Origin of the sequence: Saccharospirillum sp. (assembly GCF_040881935.1) — a bacterium.
GTDB lineage: Bacteria > Pseudomonadota > Gammaproteobacteria > Pseudomonadales > Natronospirillaceae > Saccharospirillum.
Genome location: NZ_JBBECH010000095.1, coordinates 18,495 through 40,603 on the forward strand (window position 1 = coordinate 18,495; position 22,109 = coordinate 40,603).

19 protein-coding genes are annotated in these 22,109 nt (G+C 56.2%); 14 read left to right on the plus strand and 5 right to left on the minus strand.

Going from position 1 to position 22,109, the window contains the following annotated elements; translation table 11 throughout:
* Positions 1-40: 40 nt before the first annotated feature.
* Together WEB54_RS17480 and WEB54_RS17485 are read left to right on the plus strand one after the other, a co-directional pair.
* Positions 41-628 (plus strand): phosphoribosyltransferase, encoded by a 588-nt coding sequence (locus tag WEB54_RS17480; protein WP_368056839.1) that lies wholly within the window; start codon positions 41-43, stop codon positions 626-628.
* Positions 625-855 (plus strand): hypothetical protein, encoded by a 231-nt coding sequence (locus tag WEB54_RS17485; RefSeq protein WP_368054939.1) that lies wholly within the window; start codon positions 625-627, stop codon positions 853-855. Before WEB54_RS17480 ends, WEB54_RS17485 begins: the two co-directional genes overlap by 4 nt.
* A gap of 92 nt (positions 856-947) precedes the next feature.
* On the opposite strand, the gene WEB54_RS17490 is transcribed toward WEB54_RS17485, so the two are convergent.
* Positions 948-1,631 carry a glutathione S-transferase N-terminal domain-containing protein gene (locus tag WEB54_RS17490; protein WP_368054941.1) on the minus strand — a complete coding sequence of 228 codons (684 nt, stop codon included), beginning with the start codon at positions 1,629-1,631 and terminating at the stop codon, positions 948-950.
* A 114-nt stretch (positions 1,632-1,745) separates the two neighbouring features.
* Between WEB54_RS17490 and WEB54_RS17495 the strand changes: the two genes are divergently transcribed.
* Positions 1,746-2,372 carry a GDSL-type esterase/lipase family protein gene (locus WEB54_RS17495; protein ID WP_368054943.1) on the plus strand — a complete coding sequence of 209 codons (627 nt, stop codon included), beginning with the start codon at positions 1,746-1,748 and terminating at the stop codon, positions 2,370-2,372.
* 73 nt (positions 2,373-2,445) lie between these two features.
* On the opposite strand, the gene hutG is transcribed toward WEB54_RS17495, so the two are convergent.
* Positions 2,446-3,417, minus strand: coding sequence for a formimidoylglutamase (hutG, locus tag WEB54_RS17500; protein WP_368054945.1), 972 nt, complete (start codon positions 3,415-3,417; stop codon positions 2,446-2,448).
* 137 nt (positions 3,418-3,554) lie between these two features.
* On the opposite strand from hutG, the gene hutC reads away from it, so the two are divergent.
* Positions 3,555-4,271: a histidine utilization repressor gene (gene hutC / locus WEB54_RS17505; protein ID WP_368054947.1), complete on the plus strand. Its 717-nt coding sequence runs from the start codon at positions 3,555-3,557 to the stop codon at positions 4,269-4,271.
* Positions 4,272-4,275: 4 nt separating this feature from the next.
* Here hutC and WEB54_RS17510 read toward each other — a convergent pair whose 3' ends face one another.
* Positions 4,276-5,595 carry a YjiH family protein gene (locus WEB54_RS17510; RefSeq protein ID WP_368056840.1) on the minus strand — a complete coding sequence of 440 codons (1,320 nt, stop codon included), beginning with the start codon at positions 5,593-5,595 and terminating at the stop codon, positions 4,276-4,278.
* 240 nt (positions 5,596-5,835) lie between these two features.
* On the opposite strand from WEB54_RS17510, the gene hutI reads away from it, so the two are divergent.
* The 4 genes from hutI (at position 5,836) to WEB54_RS17530 (ending at position 10,954) form a co-directional block, all read left to right on the plus strand.
* Positions 5,836-7,059 carry an imidazolonepropionase gene (gene hutI / locus WEB54_RS17515; protein WP_368054951.1) on the plus strand — a complete coding sequence of 408 codons (1,224 nt, stop codon included), beginning with the start codon at positions 5,836-5,838 and terminating at the stop codon, positions 7,057-7,059.
* Between the two features lie 237 nt (positions 7,060-7,296).
* Positions 7,297-8,985: a urocanate hydratase gene (gene hutU, locus WEB54_RS17520; RefSeq protein ID WP_368056841.1), complete on the plus strand. Its 1,689-nt coding sequence runs from the start codon at positions 7,297-7,299 to the stop codon at positions 8,983-8,985.
* Positions 8,982-10,505, plus strand: a complete 1,524-nt coding sequence (hutH, locus tag WEB54_RS17525; RefSeq protein ID WP_368056842.1) for a histidine ammonia-lyase — start codon at positions 8,982-8,984, stop codon at positions 10,503-10,505. Before hutU ends, hutH begins: the two co-directional genes overlap by 4 nt.
* Before the next feature lie 125 nt (positions 10,506-10,630).
* Positions 10,631-10,954: a hypothetical protein gene (locus tag WEB54_RS17530; RefSeq protein ID WP_368056843.1), complete on the plus strand. Its 324-nt coding sequence runs from the start codon at positions 10,631-10,633 to the stop codon at positions 10,952-10,954.
* Positions 10,955-10,963: 9 nt separating this feature from the next.
* On the opposite strand, the gene WEB54_RS17535 is transcribed toward WEB54_RS17530, so the two are convergent.
* Entirely contained in the window at positions 10,964-11,938 is a 975-nt protein-coding gene (locus WEB54_RS17535; RefSeq protein ID WP_368056844.1) for a quinone oxidoreductase, read from the minus strand.
* Between the two features lie 436 nt (positions 11,939-12,374).
* Here WEB54_RS17535 and WEB54_RS17540 point away from each other — a divergent pair, with 436 nt between their 5' ends.
* Entirely contained in the window at positions 12,375-14,084 is a 1,710-nt protein-coding gene (locus WEB54_RS17540; protein ID WP_368056845.1) for a PHB depolymerase family esterase, read from the plus strand.
* 58 nt (positions 14,085-14,142) lie between these two features.
* Here WEB54_RS17540 and WEB54_RS17545 read toward each other — a convergent pair whose 3' ends face one another.
* Entirely contained in the window at positions 14,143-15,444 is a 1,302-nt protein-coding gene (locus tag WEB54_RS17545; protein WP_368056846.1) for an aromatic ring-hydroxylating dioxygenase subunit alpha, read from the minus strand.
* A 289-nt stretch (positions 15,445-15,733) separates the two neighbouring features.
* Here WEB54_RS17545 and WEB54_RS17550 point away from each other — a divergent pair, with 289 nt between their 5' ends.
* The 5 genes from WEB54_RS17550 to WEB54_RS17570 all read left to right on the plus strand — a co-directional run bounded on the left by WEB54_RS17550 (position 15,734) and on the right by WEB54_RS17570 (position 22,096).
* Positions 15,734-16,861 carry an FAD-binding oxidoreductase gene (locus WEB54_RS17550; protein ID WP_368056847.1) on the plus strand — a complete coding sequence of 376 codons (1,128 nt, stop codon included), beginning with the start codon at positions 15,734-15,736 and terminating at the stop codon, positions 16,859-16,861.
* 268 nt (positions 16,862-17,129) lie between these two features.
* Positions 17,130-18,275 carry a GlxA family transcriptional regulator gene (locus tag WEB54_RS17555; protein WP_368056848.1) on the plus strand — a complete coding sequence of 382 codons (1,146 nt, stop codon included), beginning with the start codon at positions 17,130-17,132 and terminating at the stop codon, positions 18,273-18,275.
* 179 nt (positions 18,276-18,454) lie between these two features.
* On the plus strand, positions 18,455-19,432 hold the full coding sequence (locus WEB54_RS17560) for a dipeptidase (RefSeq protein WP_368056849.1): 978 nt from the start codon (positions 18,455-18,457) through the stop codon (positions 19,430-19,432).
* Positions 19,432-19,965 (plus strand): DUF5943 domain-containing protein, encoded by a 534-nt coding sequence (locus tag WEB54_RS17565; protein ID WP_368056858.1) that lies wholly within the window; start codon positions 19,432-19,434, stop codon positions 19,963-19,965. Before WEB54_RS17560 ends, WEB54_RS17565 begins: the two co-directional genes overlap by 1 nt.
* A 67-nt stretch (positions 19,966-20,032) precedes the next feature.
* Positions 20,033-22,096 carry an FAD-dependent oxidoreductase gene (locus WEB54_RS17570; RefSeq protein ID WP_368056850.1) on the plus strand — a complete coding sequence of 688 codons (2,064 nt, stop codon included), beginning with the start codon at positions 20,033-20,035 and terminating at the stop codon, positions 22,094-22,096.
* Positions 22,097-22,109 lie beyond the last annotated feature (13 nt).

A 22,109-nucleotide genomic window follows, 5' to 3' on the forward strand; every position in this document is an offset into this window, starting at 1 on the left:
ATGGGATTATAGGGGTTCACCCTGTGAAGCTAACGATCTTATGGCTAAAAAACAATACCTCAGCGCCCAGGATTTGCTCGAAGATGCGTTTCGGTTAGGCGCGCAAATCCTGAATTCCGGTTTCAGGCCGACTTTCATGATTGCGGTCTGGCGGGGTGGGGTGCCCATGGGGATCGCCGTGCAGGAGTTTCTGGAGTACCACAGTGTGTCGACCGATAACATCGCCATTCGTACTTCTTCATACAGTGGTATCGATCAGCAAAGCCGGTCGGTGCGGGTGCACGGTCTGGATTATCTGGTCAAGCATGTAACCCGGGAAGACACCTTGCTGATCGTGGACGATGTATTCGATACCGGCCGTTCCATTGAAGCCATTATTAACCAATTGCAACAGCGTGCCCGTCTGAACACGCCGCACGACATTCGGGTTGCCGTGCCGTATTACAAACCCAGTCGCAATGAGGTCGGTCGCGAACCGGAGTATTACTTGCACGCAACCGAAGCCTGGCTCAAATACCCGCACTCACTGGAAGGCCTCAGCGTTGCTGAAATCGCGGCGCATCGCCCTGAATTATATAAAATCCTGAGTCCGTATCTGAAGGAAAATACAGCGGGTACAAACCAATGATGATCACTGTATTTCTGTTGGCAATCAGTCTGATGATCATTGGTTACACCCTTACCGTCGTCGAAGCGATGCGCTATTCGGCGGCCTGGGGTCTGGCGACTTTGATACCACCCCTGGCCATCGTCTATGCAGCGTGGCGAGTCAGACAGCAACCAGTGGCGACGGCGCTGCTGATTCTGCCACTGGTGCTTATTCTGTTTGCGATGCCATTTCTCAGTTCAAACTGAGTATTAACCTGTGCGATTACTCGGGTAATGGCTCCGCTTAACGAGCAATCTGAAACTGATGAATAGTGTCTTAGAGCTTATCATCCCTGCACTTAGGGTCTACAAACCTGCGCGCCTGTTTGCACGGCAGGTCTGGCGTAAAAACGGTCGCGATAATTGAGGACGTGTTTGTAGGAGACTGTATCAAGTGCCTCGTGGCCGTCGTAAAAATCGAGGGCTTTAATCCAGGGTGCAATGGCCATATCGGCAATGGTCAGTTCGTCACCCATGATCCAATTGCGATCTTGCAAGCGTTGGTTGAGCACCTCCAAAATTCGCTTTGATTCGCCTGTGTAGCGATCGACGCCATAGTTGTCGGACGTTTTGTCTGCTGCGAATTTATAGAAGTGACCAAACTGGCCGAACATTGGGCCGACGTGTGCTACCTGGAAGAGCATCCACTGTAAGGTCTCCCAGCGTTTGGCGGGGTCCTTTGGTAAAAACTGACCGGTCTTTTCAGCCAGATACATCAGAATGGCCCCAGATTCCATCATAGCCATAGGCTGGCCATCGGGACCATCGGGGTCGATGATGGCGGGGATTTTGTTATTGGGGTTGAGCTTGAGAAAATCTTCATCGAACTGGTCGTTCTTGGTGATATTGACCAGATGAGCTTCGTAGGGCAGACCCGTCTCTTCCAGCATGATGCCAATTTTCTGACCATTTGGGGTAGCCATGGAATAAAGCTGCAGAATGTCAGGGTTGTTAGCGGGCCAGCGTTTGGGGAATTCGATCATCTAAGTCTCCATGAAATGAATAAGTACAACACGTCATGAATGGGGCTTCACCTGGATTAGGCAAGCGGTTAATCTGCAAAGCTTCCACAAACACTTTGACCGAGGACTTCAAAGATGGTGAACAAGCGCTCCCGACTGCTGTTTCTGGGTGATTCAGTCACCGATTGCGATCGGGACAGAAGCATTCGCCAGCCAAATCGTCCCGAGGCGCTGGGAACCGGCTGGGTGCACCGGGTGGCAACCGAGTGGCTGGCACAGAACCCGGAGGCCCAGATTTGGAACCGGGGGTATTCCGGCTGTGAAATAAGGGAGTTGCTGGATCAGGAAGGCTGGCAGCCTGTCAAGCAAGGCGGATACGACATTATTACCGTACTTATTGGCATCAATGACATATGGCACCCGTTTGAAGACAAACAACCGCACCAGATAGCAACCAACCTGGCCGATTTTCAGGCGTTATTGGAACGCCTGAAACCGCTCACCAGCCAATTGATTCTGGTCGAACCCTTCGCCATACCGGGCAGTGCCGTTACGGAAGCCTGGTGGCCGTTACTGGCCGAGCTGCAAGCGGGGCAACGCGCATTGGTGCAGAAACACAACGCTCTGTGGATGCCCGTGCAGGCCGACTTTGGAGCGGGCAGTGCGGGTTATCCGACACTTTGGGCCTACGATGGTGTTCACCCTGGTGTATTGGGTCACCAATGGTTGTCGCAGCGCTGGCTAGATAGCGTTCTTAGTTAAGTATCCAAGTTTCGAAAGTCCCACAGTGTGGCCGAGGCGGGCTATGGCCACTTAACAACCTCCGAAACTTTACTTAAACGCTGACCCGCCCCGGTGTTTGCAGGGCATCCATTTCCCATACCAGCCTCGCCGCGAGTTTGGCGGTGCGGTTGTCCTGATCGTAACTCGGGTTAAGCTCTGCGATATCGGCCATCAGCCACTGGCAACTGGCAAACTGGCAACAACGTTGAATTTCCGTCAGACAATTCAACAGAAAAGTCGGAGGAATGCCAACGGCAGCCGGGGCGCTGACGCCAGGTGCATGCCCCGCAGATAGCACATCCAGACAAACCGTCACGTACAAATAGTCCAGTTCGCCAATAAACCGCTGAATAAAAGGCGTGGCGTGCACATCGGTGCAGTTCAGGTCGCGCAGGTAGTGAACGCCCAGCTCATCGGCGGTGTCGAACAACACTGGGGTGTTGGCCGCTTCACTAATGCCGATGCAGGCATAGTGGAAAGGCAGACCGCGCTGCTTGCAATCCTGCGCTATCTGGTAAAACGGCGTACCTGAGGTGGCGTCGGGCGAGGGTTCGCGCAAATCAAAATGGGCGTCGAAATTGAGAATGCCCAATCGGGCACCGGGGTCGTTCTGGTCTAGCCATTGGCGCAGCCCAGTGTAGCTTGCGTAGCCAATCTCATGACCCCCACCCAGGCCGATGACAAAGTGGCCCTCTTCCAACCGGGCCGCTACCCGGTCACCAAAAGCGGTCTGGCTAGCAGGCAAATCCTCATCGGCACAGTGCACAGTGCCATCGTCATACAAGGCGCGGTCAAAATGGGCCGCAAGGCTGGCCAGAGCAGAGCGCAGGGCGTTGGGGCCCTCAACAGCCCCGGTGCGGCCCTTGTTTAACTGCACGCCCCGGTCACTGGCAAAGCCAATCAGACAAGTGCCAGGTACCTCGGCAACCGGTTCCGCAATACGTTGGTGCCAGCGCTGGCTGCGTGACCCCGAGTTGGGATCGATGCGGCCTTGCCAGAGTGTTTTGTCAAAGGGTTGCCACATGGGCCTCTCCTGTTGGTTAACGGATGTGCTGTCGTTCCATTGGGGTTCAAGCTTGACCTGCCTGAAGCGCTGTTTCACCATGCGTTCACTGCCAGCGACACCCGGTTGCTGGCCTTCACCGCCCGAGTACCCCGACTGTGAGTTCACGCCAGCCCCGCTATCTGCAAATCAAAGACTACCTGATGACCCGGATTCGCAGTGGTGAATTTGCACCGGACCATCAAATTCCCCCCGAAGAAAAGTTAGCTCAAAGTTTCGGTGTTAGCCGCATGACGGCCAACAAAGCCATTCGCGACCTGGTTCAGGAAGGCTACCTGGTGCGCCAGGCGGGCCTGGGGACCTTTGTAACCGACCAAAAAGCCGAATCGCCATTGAACGACGTTAACAACATCGCCGACGAAGTGCGCCAGCGCGGCCACCAGTACAGCAATCGGGTGCTGCACTGCGAAGCCGTTGCAGCCGATGACGAAACCGCACTCAAACTGGGCGTGCGTATGGGCGCCGAGGTCTTCCACAGCGTGCTGATCCACCTCGATAACGACCGCCCAATTCAGCTCGAAGACCGTTTCGTCAATCCTCGCTGGGTGCCGGATTACCTTGAAACCGACTTCAGCCAGCACACACCCAACGAAATTCTTGTCGCCCGCTGCCCGATCACGGATCTCGAACACGTCGTCGAGGCCATGCTACCGGATGCCCAGACCGCCGACTGGCTGGAAACCCACACAGGGCAACCCTGTCTGTGCATGACCCGGCGCACCTGGTCGGGCGAGCATCTCATCAGCTACGCCCGACTGATTTTTCCGGGCGACCGCTACAAATTACGCAGCGCCCAGAATCGAAATCCCAACTGAACCGTTAGCCGGCAACCCAAGCTGCCAGGTACCCGGCAGGTACGGCCAGCAACAAACTCAATGCGACCCGAATAAACCAAACCACAACGATGCGGCCCACGGTCAATGGTATTTTGGTCGACAGAATGCAGGGAATAGACGCCGAGAAAAACAACACCGCAGACACCGACACCACACCGGCGGCAAACCGTGCGGGCAAAGCGGCGTCAACCATCAACAGCGCTGGCAGAAACATCTCCGCCAACCCGGCCGCGGCCGCTTTGGCCAGATCCATGGCTTCCGGCAAACCCCAGATCGCGGCAAAGGGGTAGAACAGCAAACCGATCCAGTCGAACAACGGCGTGTGGTTGGCCAGTAGCAAACCGATCAACCCAACCGACATGATGGAAGGCAGAATGCTGATCGCCATTACCAGGCCTTCGCGAACATTGGTCGCCACACCTTTCCACACCGGCGGTGCTTCGCCCGCACCGGCCAAACCTGCATGCCAGGCCGTGCTCAACCGCTTGCCTTTGGCTACCTCGGGTTCCGGGTAGTCACTGTGGTTGTCCATAGCCCGCAGCGGCGGCAAGCGCACGGTAATGGCGGTAACGGCGAAGGTGATCAGCAGGCTCATCCAGAAATACAGATTCCACAGACTCATCAGATCCAGCGTACGGGCGACAATGATCATAAAGGTAGCCGAGACCGTCGAAAAACCGGTCGCGATAATGGCGGCTTCCTTTGCCGAATATTGGCCAGCTGTATACACCCGATTGGTGATCAGCAAGCCGATGGAGTAACTGCCCACAAAAGACGCTACCGCATCAATCGCTGAGCGACCCGGTGTTTTCCACAAAGGCCGCATCAGCGGTTGAAACAGCACGCCCACCAATTGCATCAGCCCGTAGCCAATCAGCAACGACAAAAACACAGCCCCTACCGGTACAATCAGGCCAACTGAAATCACCAGTTTATTAAACAGAAACGGCAGCATATCCGGTTCATGCAGCAGGGCAGGACCCCAGCCCGTAACGGCCATCAGTGCCGCCGCGACACCCAGAATTTTAAGCACGGTGAACACACTTTCCGTTTTATTGCGACGCCACTGGCCGGTTACCAGCGGGTAAACCGCGCCAGCGACGATCATCGCCAGGGCATACCAGGCGGCTCCGGAGCCGAGCAGGGAACGCAAGGCGTTGACAATGTGATCCAGAGGAATGGTGCGAGTGCCACCAAGCGTAATGGGGGTGAAAAATATAAAGAGCCCGAGCAGGCTTGGAACGATGAGCTTAAGGGCCAGTAACCAGGAGGCGCGCTCATGGTTGAGGGTGGACTGAGTCATGAGAAACCTCGCATCTTGTGATTATTGTCTGAGTCGTTAGGGGGCTCGCCTTTTTAATGTATATACAATTAATGCTGAGACTGTCAATCCCTTCGATGTCCTTTATTTCGTAACCTATTGTTATCATTCATACTAAGTCGGGCAGACGCCCGGTACACGGTTTTTTACATTTCACCGGTTGACTTTCACTCCATTCCAGTTAAATGTATATACAAATGATAAAACAAGGGGATTAACCCCATGACCGGTACATCAACCACACACCAACAACCCCAACTCTGGGTTGGCGTCAGTCTATTCGACGGCACTCGCACTCACGACGAACCGATGACTCTGGTCGTCGCAGACGGTCGCGTAACGCAAATTGTGCCCAGCAGCGAACAACCTGTGCAGTGGGAAAAGGACTGGAACGTCGCCGGAAGGGGCGGTGTTGTCACCCCCGGACTGATCGACTGCCACACCCACCTCGTCTTTGGCGGCAACCGTGCCAGTGAATTCGAACAACGGCTCGAAGGCGTCAGCTACGCCGACATCGCTGCTCAGGGCGGCGGTATTCTCAGCACCGTCAACGCCACCCGCGCTGCCAGCGAAGATGACTTGTTCGCCAGCGCCAAACCCCGGCTTGAAGCCCTGATGGCCGATGGCGTCACCACCGTCGAAATCAAATCCGGCTACGGCCTCAGCCTTGAACACGAACGCAAAATGCTGCGCGTTGCACGCAGGTTGGGCCAGGAATTACCCGTCGATATCGTCACCACCTTTTTAGGTGCACACGCCTTGCCGCCCGAATACAAGGGCAGAGCGGATGATTACATAGCGCTCGTGTGTGACCAAATGATCCCGGCGCTGGCCGAAGAGCACCTGATCGATGCCGTCGACGTTTTCTGCGAAAACATCGCCTTCACCATCGAACAATGCGAGCGGGTATTTCAAACGGCGCACCAATATGATCTGCCGGTAAAAGGTCACGTAGAGCAACTGTCGAATCAACACGGCAGTGAACTGTGTGCCCGCTATAAGGCCTTATCTGTTGACCATATTGAATGGCTTGATGAAGCTGGCATTCAAGCCATAAAGCGTTCAGGCACCGTCGCCACGTTGTTACCCGGTGCATTTTACACCCTGCGCGATACGCACATGCCACCCATTGAAAAGCTGCGCAAGGCGGGCATTCCCATGGCCATCGCGACCGATGCCAACCCAGGTTCATCGCCCATTTTTCAGCTCTCTTTAATGCTGAACATGGCCTGCACCCTGTTCTGGCTAACCCCGACTGAAGCCTTGCAAGGCGTTACCAAACACGCTGCCCAGGCACTTGGTTTAAGCGACACCCACGGAACCTTGGCTGAAGGTCGTGCTGCCGCGTTTTGCCATTGGCAGATCGACCATCCGGCTGAATTGGCCTACAGCGTTCAGCCAAACCGGTTGCTGCATCGGGTTTATAACGGGGAGACAACTTCCTGATGAAGCAAACAATTGTGAACAAATAAACGACAAGCAGTAGATCTAACTAATTTCCCGGGACGGTTGCCACATTTGGCTAGTGCCGGGAGGCGGGTCTGCTCTTGGAGGGCGTCTGTCCACCTGGATGTGGACAGTCGAGCTTACATGGATGTACTTGCAGCGACCTCCATGGGCAGACCCGGCTCTCGGCACGGGTTTCCCGGATCAGACAAACAAGAACCACTGAGGAGCATTGTTATGACAGACCACAGCAGAACTGATGCCAGCCGCGTTATTCGCGCCGCCACGGGCACTCAACTGACCGCCAAAAGCTGGCTAACCGAAGCCCCGTTGCGCATGTTGATGAACAACCTCGACCCGGAAGTCGCCGAAAACCCCGAATCATTGGTTGTGTACGGTGGTATTGGTCGTGCCGCCCGCAACTGGGCCTGTTACGACAAAATCGTCGAGACCCTGCAGCGCCTGGAAGACGACGAAACCCTGCTGGTGCAAAGCGGCAAACCGGTCGGCGTGTTCAAAACCCATGCCGACGCGCCCCGGGTGCTAATCGCCAATTCCAATCTGGTACCGCACTGGGCCAACTGGGAGCACTTTAACGAGCTCGATAAAAAAGACCTGATGATGTACGGCCAAATGACCGCCGGCTCCTGGATCTACATTGGCTCTCAGGGCATCGTTCAAGGCACCTACGAGACCTTCGTCGAAGCCGGCCGCCAGCATTACAACGGCGAACTCAAAGGCCGCTGGATTCTGACCGCTGGTCTCGGTGGCATGGGCGGTGCACAGCCCCTGGCCGCCAGCATGGCCGGCGCCTGCTCACTGAATATCGAATGCCAGCAAAGCAGCATTGACTTCCGGCTGCGCACTCGTTACCTGGATGAACAAGCTACAGACCTCGACGACGCCCTGGCACGAATCGACCGCTACACCGGCGAAGGCAAAGCCGTTTCCATTGGCCTATGCGCCAACGCGGCCGATATTTTGCCCGAAATGATCAAGCGCGGCGTCCGCCCGGACATGGTCACCGACCAGACCAGCGCCCACGACCCGCTGCACGGCTACCTGCCCAAAGGCTGGACCTGGGAGGAGTACCAGGCAAAAGCCGAAAGCGAGCCGGAGGCCGTGGTGCAGGCCGCCAAACAGTCAATGGCCGATCACGTTCGCGCCATGCTCGCGTTCAAAGCGCGGGGCATTCCGACCTTCGATTACGGCAACAACATCCGCCAGATGGCGCAGGACATGGGCGTCGACAATGCCTTCGACTTCCCCGGTTTTGTACCGGCCTACATTCGTCCGTTGTTCTGCGAGGGCATAGGCCCCTTCCGCTGGGTCGCACTCAGCGGCGACCCGGAAGACATCTACAAGACTGACGCCAAGGTCAAGGAACTGCTGCCGGACCACAAACACCTGCACAACTGGCTCGACATGGCGCGCGAACGCATCAGCTTCCAGGGGCTGCCCGCGCGTATCTGCTGGGTGGGCCTCAAAGACCGGGCGCGCCTTGGACTGGCCTTTAACGAGATGGTCAAAAACGGCGAATTGAAAGCCCCGGTGGTGATCGGTCGGGACCATCTGGATTCCGGCTCCGTCGCCTCCCCCAATCGCGAAACCGAAGCCATGCAGGATGGGTCCGATGCCGTATCCGACTGGCCGCTGTTGAACGCTCTGCTTAATACCGCGGGTGGTGCCACCTGGGTAAGCCTGCACCATGGCGGCGGGGTTGGCATGGGTTTCAGCCAGCATGCGGGCGTGGTTATTGTGTGCGATGGCACCGATGCCGCCGCCAAACGCATTGGTCGGGTACTGCACAACGACCCGGCCACTGGCGTGATGCGCCATGCTGATGCCGGCTACCAGAGTGCGATAGACTGTACCCGGGAAAACCATCTGGACTTGCCCATGATTTCCAAGGAGCCCCAATCATGAGTCACACCCTGAACCTAACTCCGGGAACCCTGACGCTGGACGACCTGCGCCAGGTTTTCCAGACACCCGTCACACTCAAGCTGGATCCGGCCTGTTACGCCGCCATGGAAGCCTCGGCGGCAACGGTTGCGGCTGTGGTCGCTGAAGGCCGGACCGTTTATGGCATTAATACCGGCTTTGGCTTGCTTGCCAACACCCGTATTGAGCCGGAAGAACTGGAAACTCTGCAACACAGCATTGTGCTGTCGCATGCAGCGGGTATCGGCCAGTTCATGACCGAACGCACAGTGCGAATGATGATGGTGCTGAAAATCAACTCACTGGCGCGCGGTTTTTCCGGCATTCGACCTGAAGTGGTCGAGTTCCTGATTGAACTGGCCAACCGGGGCGTCAGCCCGGCCATCCCGCAAAAAGGCTCGGTCGGCGCCTCGGGCGATTTGGCACCGCTGGCGCACATGAGCGCCGTACTGCTCGGCGAAGGCGAAGCTTTCTGGCAGGGCGAGCGCTGGGCTGCAGGCGACTTGTTGAAAGAACTGGGCCTGTCACCGGTTACCCTGGCCCCGAAAGAGGGGCTGGCGCTGCTAAACGGCACCCAGGCATCTACCGCCTTTGCGCTGGAAGGCCTGTTTAATACCGAAGTCGCGCTGGCCTCGGCCACCCTGATTGGCTCGATGTCGCTGGAAGCCGCGATGGGGTCGCGCAAGCCGTTTGATGATCGCATTCACCAGGCGCGGGGCCACGCGCCGCAAATAGAAATGGCGCGTCGGTATCGCGAGATTCTGGGCGAATCGGACATCGAGCACAGCCACGCTGAGTGCGAAAAAGTGCAGGACCCCTATTCACTGCGCTGCCAGCCCCAGGTCATGGGTGCCTGCCTGCAGCAATGGCAGTTTGCCGCCCAGGTGTTGCTGACCGAAGCGAACGGAGTTTCGGATAATCCGCTGGTGTTCGCCGACGAAGGCGACATCATCTCTGGTGGTAATTTCCACGCTGAACCGGTGGCCATGACAGCCGATATGCTCGCCATTGTGTTATCGGAAATCGGTGCGCTGTCCGAACGGCGCATGGCCCTGTTGATCGACTCCGGGCTGAGTGGTTTACCTCCGTTTCTGGTTGATAACGGCGGCGTGAACTCCGGCTTTATGATCGCACAGGTGACAGCTGCAGCGCTCGCCAGCGAAAACAAATCCCTGGCGCACCCGGCCTCGGTAGATTCATTGCCGACTTCGGCTAACCAGGAGGATCATGTCTCAATGGCGACGTTCGCCGGTCGTCGTCTGGCGGATATCTACGAAAACGTCGAAGGTATTCTGGCTATCGAATGGCTGGCTTCGGCACAGGGTCTTGATTTTCGGGCGCCGCGACACACCAGCGACACCTTGGAACAAGCAAAGGCTGCGCTGCGTAGCCGGGTGCCGTTCTACGACAAAGATCGCTACTTCGCACCAGACATCCACAACGCCGCCACGCTGATTCGCGAACGGGCGCTGGCTGATCTGGTTCCCGTCTTTGAAGGCTAAGAGTGAACGTAAGCAATGAAGGCTAACCGTAAAGACTGATAACCGGAGGGGTGCCGTCGAATCCCGGCGCTTGTTCACTGCTAGACTGATTAGGGCAGAACATCTGTCACCAGAGGAGGTTAATTATGTCGAACCGGCGTTTCGGTCAGATCCTTGATCAGTGGGAAGAGCAGCGTCAGCAAAAGCGCGAGCACGTGACGACGCCCGTTGCCGTGGCAAAGAGAGATCTGGCGCGGCTGCAGGCATTGGCCGAGGTGTATGACCAGCCCGTAGAGTCGATTATGACCGATTTGCTTCACGCCGCCCTGGCGGAAGTGGAATCCAGCATTCCCTATGTGCCGGGAACCAAGGTGATTCGCGTCGAAGACGGCGAACCCTGTTACGAAGATGACGGTAAAATGCCCGATTATCTGGATGCGCGGCACCGTGCTGCGCATCCGAAGAATTAATCATTCATTTTAGGGAAGCAACACGGTAGAACCAGTCGTCTTGCGGGCTTCCAGATCCCGGTGCGCCTGGGCGGTGTCTTTAAGGGCGTAGGTCTGGTTAACCTGAATCTTAACGATGCCCTTGCTGACTACGTCCAGCAGGCGCTCGGCACCTTCAACGAACAGTTCGCGGGTAGCAATGTGTGTGGCCAGAGTGGGCCGGGTGACGTACAGGGAACCCTTGGGTGCCAGAATACCGGGGCTGAATGGGTCTACCGGGCCGGTCGCATTGCCGTAAGACGCCAGCACACCAAAGGGGCGCAGTGAATCCAGAGAGGCCATAAAGGTCTCTTTACCGATGGAGTCATAGGCCACTGCAACGCCTTCGCCATTGGTGATATCGCGAACACGCTGGGCAATGTCTTCCCGGTTGTAATCAATCACGTGATCACAGCCGTTATCCAGGGCCATCTTGGCTTTGGCGTCACCACCGACACAACCGATAACGGTGGCACCCAGATGTTTTGCCCACTGCGTCAGGATTAAACCCACACCGCCGACAGCCGCATAGACCAGAATGGTGTCCCCGGCTTTGACCGGATAGGTGCGGAAAAGCAAATAGTGCGCCGTCAGGCCCTTGAGCATCATCGCTGCGGCGGTAGTGTCTTCAATGTCATCTGGCAGTTTGATCAGCTTAGCGGCATCGATTAACCGTGCTTCGGCATAGGCACCGACGTTCATTGGATAAGCAACGCGGTCTCCCACGGCCAGATCCGACACCCCTTCTCCCACAGCCTCGACTACGCCAGCCGCTTCCATGCCCAATACCGCCGGGTAACTGGGCTGCGGGTACAGGCCGGTGCGCATGTAAACATCAATGTAGTTCAGGCCGACGGCTGTTTGTTTCAGGCGAACCTGGCCTTTGGCCGGTTCTGGCAGGGTAATCTGATCCCACTGCAGGGCTTCGGGCCCGCCTGGGGTGTGAATGCGGATGGCGTGTGTCATTGGTGTCTCCTGATTTTTTTGAGGGCAGTGCTATTCGATTGAGCAGTATGGCAATTTATCACGAACGGACATCGGTTGCGTTCCCGGTACACTGCGTTGCCTGCCGAAACCACCCTTGAGCGCTGAAAATACTGCTGAGAAGTCAGTTGGCCGTTTAACAGTCGAATCTATGGACTCTCTCCTTCAGGTTGAATGAAAAATACCCGTCTCAGCTGACTCTGCCAGCTGGAATCGCAGTAGCTGTGGTTGTTTCAAACCCAGTTCCTACTAACGAAGGATGTTGATCGAATTTTGTACAGCGTACTGTATCGTCAACCTGAATACCAATTCAGGTTTCAGACAGATGATTGTGGTGTATTCAGTATCAGCTGTCTGCACCGAATAGGGATGTTCACCCAATAAATAACGAAAACAACAACAAGGCGAGGACAACTCGATGACATTCACACAACAAGGCTATACAACCGTGCTGGCGTGGCTGTGTTTCGCGCTATTGCCGGGCATGGCGCTGGCAGGAACGGAATACAGCTTTCAGCTTGCCAAACAAAACTACAATGCTTCCCAGACCCGCAATTACCGGGTTTACGTGCCGTCCGGTTACAGTGGTGATCTGCCCATGGTGATGACGCTGCACGGCTGCCAGCAAACCGAACAGGATGTACTGAACGACTGGGGCATGAAGGCCGCAGCCGACCGCTATGGTTTCGTGCTGGTAACACCCTTTATTACCACCTATACCGGCTTGCGCAATGAAAATTGCTGGGGCTTCTGGTTCGATGAACATCGCCATCAGGGCTCAGGTGAGGCGGAGGATCTGCATCAGATCGGGTTGCAGGTCGAGCAGGATTTCAGCATCGACGCCAACCGTCGTTATATAACCGGGTTGTCGTCGGGTGGCGCCATGACGGTTGTTGCAGCGGTTACCCACAACGAATATTGGGCAGCGGCCGCCTCAGCCTCGGGTCTGGCCTACGGCGAAGACGCTGCCTCGGTCTCGTTCAGTGGTTGCCCGGGCAGTGCGACCTTTCATTCATCGGGACGTGTTGCCGATGATATGTCGCGCGAACTGAATGACGATTACCCCATCCCGATGATGGTGTTGCAAAACAACCGCGACTGCACCGTAGTACAGCCCGCAGGACAGATTATTCGCGACGCTCATTTGCTGGCCTTTGCCGACAGCTCAGCACAGTCACCCCAGCAAGCGCTGACCGATACACAGGCGTGTTCGCCGTATTATCAAAGCAACCACAGCTGTGAGCACAAGACTTACACTCAGGATGGCCAGCCCGGTGTACGCTCACTGGTCGAGACCATTTTCTTCGACGGCCCCCGGGCGACAGCCAATACCAGCGACACTGATAAAGGCCATTACTGGATCGGCGGACAAGACGGCAATGAAGGCCGCTGGGTGGTGCGAGCCGGACCGGAATACCCTGACATCATTTGGGACTTCTTTAATCGCCACCCGCGTGATGGTAGTGACCCGATCAACAAACCGGTGATCACCCTGAATGGCGATAACCCCATGGAAGTGGAACTGAACACGAGTTTTTCCGACCCGGGTGCAACGGCAACCGATGCGGACGATGGAGCTCTGACGGTTAATAGCGAATGCGATGTCGATACCAGTGAGACTGGCACTTACTATTGCACTTATTCGGCAACCAACAGCGCCAGCGAAACGTCTGTTGCGACGCGCACTGTCGACGTCTTTGATCCCAATCAGCCCGCAGAAACCTGCGCCGTTGTTAATGATTCACCGCGCGAACATATCACCGCAGGCCGGGCGCTGGCCGGAGGCGATTACAATTTGCGAGCGTTAAGCAATGGCGACCAGGCCGACATCGGTTTTGCCTGGGACAGTTGGGGCAGTGTCACGCTAACCGAAGGCGAACCTGGACAGTGGTACAGCCAGCCACCTGCTGTGTGCACCACAACAAGCCCGGAAGACCCACCCCCGAGCGAGTTTGAATGCCAGCAATGGTATGAGACCAACCTCTCACATGATTCAGCAGGGCGGGCTTACTATCAGATGGGGTACTACACCGAAGGCGGAAACGATTCGCTGGGTGGCCTGTCCGGTACCTATGCCTGGGTCAGTGAAGTGGATGAGGGCTATTTCGTGGCGGGCGTTTGTCCTTAAACCCTGGTTAAACGGAACCAGTCAACCGGGCGATGCCCCGGTTGACCACCAACCTTTGTCAGCCTACCCGAAGCTCAGAAACCTCTGTGTCATCAACACTGTCAGCCGACTGTGCCAGCACCGCCTGGCTGTACCAGTTTACAAAGTTGATCACCCCGAACTCATAGGTTTCGGAGTAGGGGCCGGGCTGGTAAGCGATGGAGTTGATACCATACTGGTTGTTTTCGGCCAGGGTTCTGTCCTGGCGGTTGGTTGCATCCCAGACCTGGCGCAGCCGTTCGGGGTCGTAGTCTTTGCCCTCGACGGCGTCTTTGTGGACCAGCCATTTGGTGATGACGCGGGTTTTTTGTGCACTGATGGGCAGCACCTGAAAGACGACAGCGTGATCACTTTGCATATGGTTCCAGGAGTTGGGCAAATGCAGAATGCGCAGTGATCCCAGTTCCCGGTTCTGGATCCGACCCATGGTTTTCTGGCTGCAGGCTTTGCCGTCCATTGTCATCACCTGGGTGCCTTCTTTCAGAGGCATTCGGACCAGGCGGTTTTGCAGGCCATGTTTGACCTGCTCGTGAGGAATGCCTTCGGCGTCCCAGGCTTTGGCCTGACGTTCACACAGTGCCTTAAATTCTGGTGTTGCTCTTGGGTCGCTGGTGTCGTCCCATTCGAGCAGGGAGCGCAACAGTTCCGGATGGGAGCCGGCGCAGTGGTAACACTCGCGGTTGTTTTCAATCACCAGCTTCCAGTTGGCGTCTTCATCGAGATGCGATTCGGCGGCAACTTTAACGTTTTCCATGTCGTACGGTTCCATGTAGGTCGACAGGGTTTCCAGGTAGGGGTCGATCTCGGGTGCCTCGCCTTCGGCCAGGCAAATATAGATAAAGCCACCGGCGGTTTTGCAGTGCGCGGGTTTCAGTCCAAACTGGCTTTTATCGAAGGTAACGCCCATGGCATCACCGGTGTAGATCAGGTTGCCTTTCAGGTCGTATGTCCACTGATGGTAGGGGCAGGTCAGGTTGGCGACCTTGCCTTTGGCGGTGGTGCACAAACGGGAACCGCGATGGCGGCAGACGTTGTGAAAGGCACGAACCTCGCCGTCCCGGTCGCGAACCACCAACACCGGGTTCTGGCCAATATCCACGGTGATGTAGTCGCCTTTTCCCGGCACTTCGCATGTCATGCCGACAAACAACCACTGTGTCATGAAGATGTTTTCCATATCGAGCCGGAACATCATCGGGTCGTTGTAAAACGCCTGTGGCAGCGACTCAACTCCAGAGCGCTGTTGCAGCAGGGTGCGCATCGCCTGTCGGGCCTCGGGCATTGAGGCATAGGTCAGATTGAGCAGGTCGGTTTCGGTCATGGCGCGGCTCCTGGGGCAGCGGGGGCGGGTTCGTCGGGCGAACCTTCGAACAATCGTTGGAATGACTATTTTCGACACCGCAGCCATGACTCATTTGCCCGATTACGACACTTTTCGCTGTTAATTCGACGTCAGCGGGTTCCTGATAATTCCCGCAGAGCCTGCCAGGTGATTTTTTAAAGCCAGTGGAGGAGTTGATCAATAGCATGTCGCATTTGGTTAACCGGGAGTTGGGCCTTTTGGTAACAATGGCGTTAAATGAAAGTAGCCCGGATGAGGATGTCGCCCTATGACCCGAAATGTTCAAGCCAGTGAGCCAGCCCCCGCGTTTAACCCGCTCAATACCCGGGTGTGGGCCAATGGCCGGCATCAGGTGCGCTGTGTCCGGGTGATTCAGGAAACCTGGGATGTAAGAACCTTCTGCTTCAATGCTGAACAGTCGATCATGTTTTTCTTCAAGCCGGGCCAGTTTGTAACGCTGGAACTGGAGATTGAAGGTGAGCAGGTATTGCGTTCTTACACCATTTCCAGTTCTCCCTCGGTGCCCTATAGTTTTTCGATTACCGTCAAGCGGGTGCCCGGTGGACGGGTGTCGAACTGGCTGCACGATAACCTGAAACAACACGACGAGCTGGCGGTACACGGCCCGGTTGGTAATTTCAATTGCATCGACCATACCGCCGAGAAAATGCTGTTTTTGTCCGGTGGAGTCGGTATTACACCACTGATGTCGATGGCACGCTGGTATTTCGACACCAATGCCGATGTCGACATGGCCTTTGTGCACAGTGCCCGCACGCCAAACGATATTATTTTTCATCGTGAACTGGAGCACATGTGCTCCCGTGTTACCAACTTCAACCTCAGTGTCATTTGCGAGCGTATTGAGCTGGGCCAAGCCTGGAACGGCTACCGTGGCTATTTGGACAAGGCTAAAATGGACATGGTGGTGCCCGATTTCATGCAGCGCCGTATTTTCTGTTGCGGGCCCACGCCCTACATGAAAGCCATTCGCCACCTGCTTTTGGAAGCCGGGTTCGATATGGATTACTACCACGAAGAGTCGTTTGGGGAAACGCCCGAGCAGGTTACACAGGATGCGCTGGAACAGGCCGAGGTGGCTGTCCGCGAAGCCGAAGACAAGAAAGACGAGGCGACCTACACCGTCGAGTTCACCGGTTCCGGCATGAGTGTTCAGATGTCTCCCGATGAAACCGTTCACGCCGCCGCAAGCCGTTTGGGGTTGAGCATACCCAAAGCCTGTGGCGTTGGAATCTGCGGCACCTGCAAGGTGCTTAAGCTCAGTGGAGAGGTTGATATCCAGCACAACGGCGGTATCACCGACGAGGATTTGGCCGATGGCTACATCCTCTCCTGTTGCAGCACCCCCCGGTCTGACCTGACCATAGAGGGGTAAGCTGGTCGTCTATTTGGCAGCAAGAAAGTCGAAGCGTCTGCGAGGGTGTCGTTTTTGGATACGAAATGAGACTTAAAAAGACGTTTTTGGACTGTTTGCACCTCCGGTTCAGTCGTATGATGCTGATTCGAGACCCGATGGCGTGATGTTCAGGTGTCATTCGGCCCCTGTACTGTGCCATTGCGACCGATTCACAGAAACTGGCGCATGATGCGGGTTGAGTGTTGGGCTGTCTTACAGCAAGCGGGCATAGGCGGAGGGCCAGTCCATGTTTGAAACCACTGGAAAATACGGCAATGGTGAGGCGCCTCTTCCTTATCGTGTCGGGTTTCTGCTGATCAACAATTTCACCCTGGTCTCGCTGGCAACGGCCATTGAACCACTGCGCATGGCCAATCAGTTATCGGGCCATGAACTCTATACCTGGCAACTGGTCTCTCAGGACGGTAACACCGTCTCGGCCAGTGATGGTATCTGTATCGCACCCGACGCGGCGATTACCGCAGGCCACTCGTTCGACATCGTCATCGTTGTCGGTGGCGTCGACATCACCCGCAGCTTTACTCAGAAAGAAGTCAGCTGGCTGGTCAGTCAGGCCCATAAAAAGGTGCTGATTGGAGCGGTGTGCACCGGTGCCTATGTGCTGGCCAGTGCCGGCTTGCTCGACGGGTACAAATGCAGTGCCCACTGGGAGTGTCTTGCTGCGCTGCAGGAGCGTTTTCCGCGCGTTAACGTCACCAACAACCTCTATACCCTCGACCGCGACCGCTTTACCTGCACCGGCGGTGGGGTGCCCATGGATATGATGATCAGCCTGGTCGGGCGTCAGCATGGCAAAGCTCTGCTCAGCGCTATTTGCGACATGTTTCTGTGCGACCGGGTGCGGCTCGACAGTGAACAGCAGCGAACTCCGCTGCGCCGGCAATTGACCACGGCTCAACCCAAGCTCGCCGAAGTCACCGAGCTGATGGAAGCCAATCTGGAAGAACCGATTGAACTTGAAGAGCTGGCCGCCTTCGTTGGTATTTCCCGGCGTCAGCTGGAGCGGCTGTTTCTGAAACACCTCGACTGCACCCCGTCGCGCTATTACCTGAAGCTGCGTCTCGACCGGGCTCGTCAGTTGCTCAAACAAACCACCTGCTCCATCATAGAAGTCGCCTCCATGTGCGGCTTTGTTTCCGCGCCGCATTTTAGCCGCTGTTACCGCAAATACATCGGTGTCTCGCCCAAAGAAGAGCGTGCCGCTGTCTGGTCGCTGACCCAGTTCGACGGGACTGTCGACCATACCCTGGCCCCGATCCTGCCCACCACCTCACTCACGGCCCTGCGCAAAGCCCAGTCAGAACCGACCTACGGCGCGGTTAAGTTTGCCCCTGCGGTTGAGGTAGCTGAGACGGTGGCTACGAGCGGCTGAGAGGCATTTAGTCTCCGCGATGAATCCAGATTGAGTGTACCCGATGGCTCAACCACCTCCCTTTTACCTTACCCCCATGCCGATTTTAAGACTGCCCGTGTCGCTTCCAGTGACACCGGGTAAGGGGCGCCCGGATACACTGAGTTTGTGGTTATTTCACTGACTCCCGGGAGAACGACATGAACGCAGCCGACTTGCATCAGGAATCGATCATCATCGATGGTCTGATCATCGCCAAATGGAACCGTGAACTGTTCGAAGACATGCGTAAGGGCGGGATCACAACGGCGAACTGCACGGTGTCAGTCTGGGAGAATTTTCAGGATACCGTCGACAACATTGTCGCCATGAACCAACTGATTGAAGCGAATTCGGATCTGGTAACCAAGGTCTATACCACAGCTGATATCTATCGCGCTAAAGCTGAGGGCCGCACCGGCATTCTGATGGGCTTCCAGAACGCCCACGCCTTTGAAGACAAGCTCGGTTACGTTCAGGTCTTTAAGGACCTCGGTGTTGGCGTTGTGCAGATGTGCTACAACACCCAGAACCTGATCGGTACCGGTTGCTATGAACGGGATGGTGGTTTGTCTGGCTTTGGCCGCGAAGTCGTGGCCGAGATGAACCGGGTCGGCATTATGTGCGACCTCTCTCATGTGGGTGCCAAAACCTCCGAAGAAGTCATTCTCGCCTCGGAAAAACCGGTGTGCTATTCCCATTGTTTGCCATCGGGTCTTAAAGAGCACCCGCGTAACAAATCCGACGACGAATTGCGGTTTATTGCCGAGCGGGGCGGCTTTGTCGGCGTCACCATGTTTGCCCCCTTCCTGAAAAACGGCATCGATTCCACCATAGACGATTACGTCGAGGCGATCAGCTACATCGTCGACATCGTCGGTGAAGACCAGGTCGGTATCGGTACCGATTTTACCCAGGGCCATGGCCCCGGCTTCTTCGACATGCTGACGCATGACAAGGGCTATGCCCGGGAGCTGACACGCTTTGGCAAGATCATAAACCCCGAGGGCATTCGCACCGTCGGTGAGTTTCCCAATTTAACCGAAGCTCTGTTGCGCCACGGGTATTCGCCTGAATTGGTTAAGAAAATTATGGGTGAGAACTGGGTACGGGTTCTGGCGGATGTATGGGGCGAATGATGTCGAAACATGCACCTGAAATGCCAATAGAAGTGGACGACGAGACCGGCGTCTGGACGACCGATGCGTTGCCGATGCTGTATGTGCCGCGTCACTTTTTTATTAACAACCACCAGGCGATCGAAGATGAAATCGGTGCGGAACGCTACGCCGAACTGTTGTACCAGGCCGGCTACAAGTCAGCCTGGCACTGGTGTGAAAAAGAAGCCGAATTGCATGGCATCAGCGGGGCAGCGGTGTTCGAGCACTACATGAACCGGCTGTCGCAGCGTGGCTGGGGCCTGTTTGGCATTGAATCACTGAACCTGGAAGCTGGCGAAGCCCGGGTTCGGCTCGACTATTCGGCCTTTGTGTATCACTACGGCAAGGTGGGTCGCAAGGTCGACTACATGTTCACAGGCTGGTTCGCCGGCGCCATTGACCAAATCAATGGTGCGCTGGGAAATGACCTTAAAACCGTAGCCCGTCAGGTTCAATGTGCCGCTGAAGCGGGCATTGAGTACGGACTGTTTGAAGTTACACCGCTGACGTAATCGACGTCAGCGCCGTCATCGTCGCGCAACGGTTCATCAGAACGGTTGCGTTACCGGGAGTTTGACCATGGCCAATTTTGAATCCCTGTTCCGGCCTCTGGCCATTAACAAGCTGACTATCCGTAACCGGGTGGTTAGTACCGCCCATGCCGAGGTCTATGCGACCGATGGTGGCATGACGACGGACCGTTACGTTCGTTACTACGAAGAAAAAGCCAAGGGCGGGTGCGGATTGTGCATCTGTGGTGGCTCCAGTGTGGTGTCGATCGACAGCCCGCAAAGCTGGTGGAAATCGGTGAATCTGGCGACCGATAAGATCATTCCGCACTTTCAAAACCTGGCTGACGCTGTGCACCGTCATGGCGGAAAAATCATGATTCAGATCACCCACATGGGGCGTCGTTCGCGTTGGGATGGTGAGAACTGGCCCAACCTGATGTCACCGTCAGGCATTCGTGAACCGGTGCATCGGGCGACCTGTAAAACCATTGAAGAAGAAGAAATCTGGCGGATAATCGGTGACTTTGCCCGCGCTGCAAAACGTGCGCAGGATGGCGGTCTCGACGGCGTTGAACTGTCGGCTGTTCACCAGCACATGATCGATCAGTTCTGGTCGCCCCGGGTGAACAAACGGACCGATGAGTGGGGCGGTACCTTCGAAAACCGCATGCGCTTCGGCATGGAAGTTTTGAAAGCCGTGCGCGAAGCCGTGGGCCCCGACTTTGCCGTCGGCATGCGCATCTGCGGGGATGAATTTCATCCCGATGGCCTGAACCATGAAGACATGAAAGAGATAGCCGCCTATTACAATGAGACCGGCCTGGTCGATTTTTTCGGCGTCGTCGGCTCCGGTTGCGATACGCATAACACCCTGGCCAATGTCATTCCCAATATGGCGTACCCGCCCGAGCCGTTCTTGCATCTGGCCGCAGGCATCAAAACCGTTGTTGATGTGCCGGTAATTCACGCCCAGAACATCAAAGACCCAAACCAGGCCGAACGCATTCTGGATGCGGGCTATGTCGACTTCGTGGGCATGACCCGTGCGCACATTGCCGACCCGCACATCATCGCCAAAATCAAGATGAACCAGATTGACCAAATTCGCCAGTGTGTTGGTGCCAACTATTGCATCGACCGGCAATACCAGGGTTTGGATGTGCTCTGCGTGCAGAACGCAGCGACCTCGCGCGAGTACCAGGGCTTGCCGCATATCATTGAAAAAACGGAAGGGTCGATTCGTTCAGTGCTGGTGATCGGTGGTGGCCCCGGCGGTATGGAAGCGGCACGGGTTGCGGCCGAGCGCGGCCATAAGGTTACGCTGGTTGAGCGGGCGGATGCCTTGGGCGGGCAAATTACGCTGGCCGCCCAGGCTCCGCAACGGGACCAGATTGCCGGTATTACCCGCTGGTATGCGCTGGAGCTGGCTCGCCTGGGTGTGGACGTGCGCCTCGGCACCAGCGCCGATGCCGCCCTGATTCGTGATGAACAGCCCGAGGTGTGTATTCTTGCGACCGGCGGTCATCCGTTTATTGAGCAGGAACCGGAATGGGGTGCAGCCGAAGGGTTGGTTGTGTCCTCCTGGGATATTCTCAGCGGTGCCGTAGCACCGGGTAAAAACGTACTGGTGTTTGACAGCATCTGTGAATTCAGTGGTATGTCGGTGGCCGATTATCTGTCGGCCAAAGGCGCTCTGGTAGAGCTGGTGACCGATGATACCAAACCCGGTGTAGGCATTGGCGGCACTACCTTCCCGACCTATTACCGCAGCCTCTATGAGAAAGAAGTGGTGATGACTTCAGATCTCAATCTGGTGCAGGTCTACACCGAGGGTGACCAGAAAATCGCCGTGCTTGAGAACGAATATACCGGCCAGCAGGAAGAGCGGGTGGTCGACCAGGTGGTCATCGAAAACGGCACCCAGCCGAACGAATCCCTGTACTACGAACTCAAACCGGACTCCGTTAATAAAGGCCAGATTGATGTTGAATGCTTGTATGCCAATGCCGCCCAACCGGTATTGAGCGAAGCGCAGAATGGCATGATTCTCTGGCGTCTGGGTGATGCGGTATCGCAACGTAATATCCACGCCGCCATCTACGACGCCTTGCGCTTGTGCAAGGATCTGTAACCGGTAAACGGAC